The organism is Arthrobacter sp. Y3225116 (genome assembly GCF_059091245.1).
On the sequence record NZ_JBNHGL010000248.1, the window covers coordinates 1 to 4,066 of the forward strand.

Genomic DNA, 4,066 nt, shown 5'->3' on the forward strand with positions numbered 1-4,066 from the left:
GCGCCGCCGGGGTGGTCGGCCCCATTCCGTCCGAAGACCTCGAAGCGCTGCAGTTCATCGTCCCGGTGCCCGAGGACCTGGATGCCGGCGAGGTGGTCGCCGGCCTGCGCGCCGTGCTGGCGGCAGAGCTCCCGGCTTCCGCCACGGGCTATGTGACCGGGCCGGCCGGGTTTATCGCCGATCTGGTGGAGGCCTTCGGCGGCATCGACGGGCTCCTGCTGGCCGTGGCGCTGGGCGCCGTGTTCGTCATCCTGCTGCTGGTCTACCGCGCGGTCCTGCTGCCGTTTTTGGTCCTGCTCACCTCCGTGTTCGCCCTCTGCACGGCCATCCTCGTGGTGTACTGGTTCGCCCTGCAGGGCTGGATCCAACTCAGCGGGCAGAGCCAGGGGATCCTGTTCATCCTGGTGATTGGCGCCGCCACCGACTACGCCCTGCTGCTGACGGCCCGCTACCGCGAGGCGCTGGGCGGGCAGGAGTCGAAATGGGCGGCGATGAGAACCGCCTACCGGGGTTCGGTCGAGCCGATCGCCGCCTCCGGCGCCACGGTGATCCTGGCCCTGCTCTGCCTGCTGTTCTCGGACCTCAACTCCAACCGCAGCCTCGGGCCGATCGCCGCGATCGGCATCGTGTTCGCCGTACTGGCCGCGCTGACCTTCCTGCCCGCAGTGCTGCTGCTGGCCGGCCGCGCCGCCTTCTGGCCGATCGTGCCCCGCCCCGGCCACCACCTGCACCGCGCGCGGCCCGACCGCCCCGTGGCCGGCACCGAGGGCCTGCGCGGGCTCTGGTTGCAGGTGGCCCGGCTGGTTGCCCGCAGGCCGCGGGTGACTTGGCTGGCTTCGGTGCTGGTCCTGGTGGCCGGGGCGCTGGGCGTGCTGCAACTGCAGGCCCACGGCGTGCCGCAGTCGGAGCTGGTCATGGTGCAGACCGATTCCGCCGACGGGCAGGAGGCCTTGGGCCGGCACTTCGACGCCGGCACCGGCAGCCCCGCCGTCGTCGTCGCCGATGCCGCCGTGCGGGACGAGGTGCTGGACGTGGTCAGCGACCAGGAGGGCGTGGCGTCCGCGGAGTTTTACACCCGCGGCGACGCGGTGGTGGAACTGGACGGCCGGGTGCTGATCAATGCCACGCTCCGGGACGTGCCGGACTCCGAAGCCGCCGAGGGCACCGTTGCCGACCTGCGCGGGGCGCTGGACGGCGCCGATCCAAGCGCGCTGGTCGGCGGCGTCACCGCGGTGGCGCTGGATACCAACCTGACGGCGCAGGCCGACCTGCTGAAGATCACCCCGATGGTGCTGGGCGTCATCCTGCTCATCCTGATCCTGCTGTTGCGTTCGATCCTGGCCCCGGTGCTGCTGGTCCTGTCCGTGGCGCTGTCCTACCTCACGGCCCTGGGGGTCTCGGCGTGGGTTTTCAACCATGTCTTCGGCTTCCCGGGGGCGGATGCGTCGGTGCCGCTGTTCGGCTTCGTGTTCCTGGTGGCGCTGGGCATCGACTACAACATCTTCCTGATGACCCGGGTGCGCGAGGAGTCCCTGCGGCTGGGCACCCGGCCCGGCATCCTGCGGGGGCTGGGCTCCACCGGCGGCGTCATTACCTCGGCCGGGGTGGTGCTGGCGGCGACCTTCGCCGCGCTCGCGGTGATCCCGATCCTGTTTCTGGTCCAGCTGGCGTTCCTCGTGGCGTTCGGGGTTCTGTTGGACACGGTCCTGGTGCGGTCGCTGCTGATCCCGGCACTTTCCTACGACCTCGGACCGAAAATCTGGTGGCCGGCCAGGCTGTCCCGGCGGGGCCTCTCACGGGACACGGCGGAGCTAAACTTGAGTCCGGTACGCTCAACTTGATTGACAAAGCCCGTCGCCCGAGTAAACTTGAGTGCAGAAGGCTCACATCGGCTGCCGTTCACCGCGGCGCCGCCCGGGTACGCCCGGGGGTCGGGCCGCCACAGTAATCCAGGCCGTTTCGGCGGCCGCAAAGGAAGGACACGCGTATGTCTCGTGCAGTAGGTATCGACCTCGGAACCACCAACTCCGTTGTTTCAGTTCTGGAGGGTGGTGAACCCACCGTCATCGCCAACGCCGAGGGCGGCCGCACCACGCCGTCCGTCGTCGCGTTCTCCAAGTCGGGCGAGGTGCTGGTCGGCGAGATCGCCAAGCGCCAGGCCGTCAACAACATCGAGCGCACGATCGCCTCGGTCAAGCGCCACATGGGCACCGACTGGAAGGTGGAGATTGACGGCAAGAACTACACCGCCCAGGAAATCTCCGCCCGCATCCTGCAGAAGCTCAAGCACGACGCCGAGTCCTACCTGGGCGAGAAGGTCACCGACGCGGTGATCACCGTGCCGGCGTACTTCAACGACGCAGAGCGCCAGTCCACCAAGGAAGCCGGCGAGATTGCCGGCCTGAACGTGCTGCGCATCGTCAACGAGCCCACCGCGGCCGCCCTGGCCTACGGCCTCGACAAGGGCAAGGAAGACGAACTGATCCTGGTCTTCGACCTCGGCGGCGGCACCTTCGACGTGTCCCTGCTGGAGGTCGGCAAGGACGAGGACGATTTCTCCACCATCCAGGTCCGCGCCACCTCCGGCGACAACCGCCTCGGCGGCGACGACTGGGACCAGCGGGTGGTCGACTTCCTGCTGCAGCAGGCCAAGTCCAAGGGCGCCGACCTGTCCAAGGACAAGATCGCCCTGCAGCGCCTGAAGGAAGCGGCAGAGCAGGCCAAGAAGGAACTGTCCTCGGCCTCCTCCACCAACATCTCCCTGCAGTACCTCTCCGTCACCCCGGAGGGACCGGTGCACCTGGACGAGCACCTGAGCCGCGCCAAGTTCCAGGATCTGACCGCGGACCTGCTCGAGCGCACCAAGAAGCCGTTCCATGACGTGATCACGGAAGCCGGCATCAAGGTCTCCGACATCGACCACATCGTGCTGGTCGGCGGTTCCACCCGCATGCCCGCCGTCGTCGAACTGGTCAAGGAAATGGCCGGCGGCAAGGAGCCGAACAAGGGCGTGAACCCCGACGAGGTCGTGGCCGTGGGCGCGGCCCTGCAGGCCGGCGTCCTGAAGGGCGAGCGCAAGGACGTCCTGCTGATCGACGTCACCCCGCTGTCGCTGGGCATTGAGACCAAGGGCGGCGTGATGACCAAGCTGATCGAGCGCAACACCGCGATCCCGACCAAGCGGTCCGAGACCTTCACCACCGCGGACGACAACCAGCCCTCCGTGGCCATCCAGGTCTTCCAGGGCGAGCGCGAGTTCACCCGCGACAACAAGCCGCTGGGCACCTTCGAGCTCACCGGCATCGCGCCGGCGCCGCGGGGCGTGCCGCAGGTCGAGGTGACCTTCGACATCGACGCCAACGGCATCGTGCACGTGTCCGCCAAGGACAAGGGCACCGGCGCCGAGCAGTCGATGACCATCACCGGCGGCACCGCGCTGTCCAAGGATGACATCGACCGCATGGTGCGGGAGGCCGAGGAGCACGCCGCCGAGGACAAGAAGCGCCGCGAGGCCGCCGACGTCCGCAACTCGGCCGAGCAGCTGGCCTACTCGGTGGACAAGCTGCTCGCCGACAACGACGACAAGCTGCCCGAAGAGGTCAAGACCGAGGTCAAGGCCGACGTCGATGCCCTGAAGTCCGCACTGGAAAAGCAGGACAACGACGACGAGGTCAAGGCCGCGTTCGAGAAGCTGCAGGCATCCCAGACCAAGCTGGGCGAGGCTATCTACTCGCAGGCGCAGGCCTCCGGCGCGGCCGGTGACGGTGCGGCCGCCGGTGACGGTTCCTCCGATGCCGGCTCCGGCGCGGCCGACGAGGACATCGTGGACGCCGAAGTGGTCGACGAAGACGAGAAGAAGTAACCATGGCCGAAAAGGGTAACGAAGAAGAACACCAGAGCGAGCCGGTGAACTTCCGCGACAACCGCAAGATCGATCCGGAAACCGGACAGGTCCGCGGCGCCGCGGGAGCAACGGGGGACGCCGGGCCGGTGCTCAGGTGTACATCAGGGAGCCGGGTGTGGTGAGTTTCTCGCCGGTCTCCAGCCACGTCTTGAGGCCGGACAG

General features: G+C 68.3%; 3 protein-coding genes. All 3 read left to right on the forward strand.

Going from position 1 to position 4,066, the window contains the following annotated elements:
- On the forward strand, positions 1-1,841 hold a 1,841-nt coding region (locus AC5RV2_RS15420; protein ID WP_494093061.1), incomplete at its 5' end, for an MMPL family transporter.
- 146 nt (positions 1,842-1,987) lie between these two features.
- Positions 1,988-3,862: a molecular chaperone DnaK gene (dnaK, locus tag AC5RV2_RS15425; protein ID WP_494093062.1), complete on the forward strand. Its 1,875-nt coding sequence runs from the start codon at positions 1,988-1,990 to the stop codon at positions 3,860-3,862.
- 2 nt (positions 3,863-3,864) lie between these two features.
- Positions 3,865-4,026 (forward strand): hypothetical protein, encoded by a 162-nt coding sequence (locus tag AC5RV2_RS15430; protein ID WP_494093063.1) that lies wholly within the window; start codon positions 3,865-3,867, stop codon positions 4,024-4,026.
- The last annotated feature ends 40 nt before the right edge of the window (positions 4,027-4,066 follow it).

Excerpts from the sequence above, each read along its gene's own strand:
- dnaK (WP_494093062.1), top strand. The coding sequence starts at position 1,988 with ATGTCTCGTGCAGTAGGTATCGACCTCGGAACCACCAACTCCGTTGTT.
- AC5RV2_RS15430 (WP_494093063.1), top strand. The coding sequence starts at position 3,865 with ATGGCCGAAAAGGGTAACGAAGAAGAACACCAGAGCGAGCCGGTGAAC.